Raw genomic sequence first — 1,092 nt, forward strand, 5'->3', positions numbered from 1 at the left:
GCATCTGGGGTGACGTCGGCTGGGGCGGGGCCTGGGCGGACTGCTCGCGGCGGGCGATCTCGGCGGTGAGCGGTGCCGGGAGCCAGCCGGTGAAGTCGCTGAGGCCCCGGTCCGCCGACTCCTGGCACAGCGCGGCCAGTTCCTCGGTGCCGATGCGCTCGGCCGGGTCGGCGGTCAGGCAGCGCTCCAGCAGGGGGCGCAACCGGTCGTCGTAGCCGTCGAGCCGGGGCGGGCGCTGGGAGGTGTTGGCGATCTGCGCGGCGATGGTGATGGCGCCGCCGTCGCCGTACGGGTGGCGTCCGGTGGCGGCGACCGCGGCGATCAGGCCGAGCGAGAAGACGTCGGTGGCCGGGGTGACCTGCTCGCCGAGGGCGTGTTCCGGCGACATGTACTGCGGGGTGCCGATCAGGCCGCCGGACTGGGTCAGATGGGTGGCGTCGGCGGCGCGGGCGATGCCGAAGTCGATGACGTACGGGCCCTGGGAGCCCAGCAGGATGTTGCTGGGCTTGAGGTCGCGGTGGATGACTCCGGCCGAGTGGATGGAGGTGAGGGCGCGGGCCGCGCAGCCGACGAGCTGGAAGACGGCGGGCAGGGGGAGCGGGCCGAAGGCGACCAGGGCGTCGTGCAGGGGAATGCCGGCGATGAACGCCGAGGCCAGCCAGGGGAGTTCGCCGGTGGTGTCGTGGTCGACGACCGGGACGATGTGGTAGCCCTGCACGCGGCGGGCGGCCTGGACCTCCTGCTCGAAGCGGCGGCGGAAGTCGGCGTCCTGGCCGTACTCGCGGCGGATGACCTTCAGGGCGACGGGCTGGCCGCCGCGGGTGTGCGACAGGTAGACCGTGCCCATGCCGCCCTCGCCGATGCGGGCCTGCAGGTGGTAGCCGGCCGTCTCTCGTGGGTCCTGCGGTCCCAGAGGGCTCAGGATGTCGCCGGTGCTGGTGCTGATGGGAGCCTCCCCCGGTGCGGTGCCGAACTCTGGTGCCGGTGTGGGCACTTGGAGCGGTCCGAAGCTTATACGGCACTTATGACACTTGGGGTGGGTGTTGCGGTTCCCCGGGGAAATGGGGGCGCCTCATAGCTCGGGGGTTCGGG

Annotated in this window: 1 protein-coding gene; it reads right to left on the minus strand. The window is 72.6% G+C overall.

The window, feature by feature from the left end; genetic code table 11:
- On the minus strand, nucleotides 1-847 hold an 847-nt coding region (locus tag P1P70_RS44965), incomplete at its 3' end, for a serine/threonine-protein kinase (protein ID WP_319248307.1).
- Nucleotides 848-1,092 lie beyond the last annotated feature (245 nt).

Origin of the sequence: Streptomyces sp. MB09-02B (assembly GCF_033794485.1) — a bacterium.
In the GTDB taxonomy this organism is placed as follows: Bacteria; Actinomycetota; Actinomycetes; order Streptomycetales; family Streptomycetaceae; genus Streptomyces.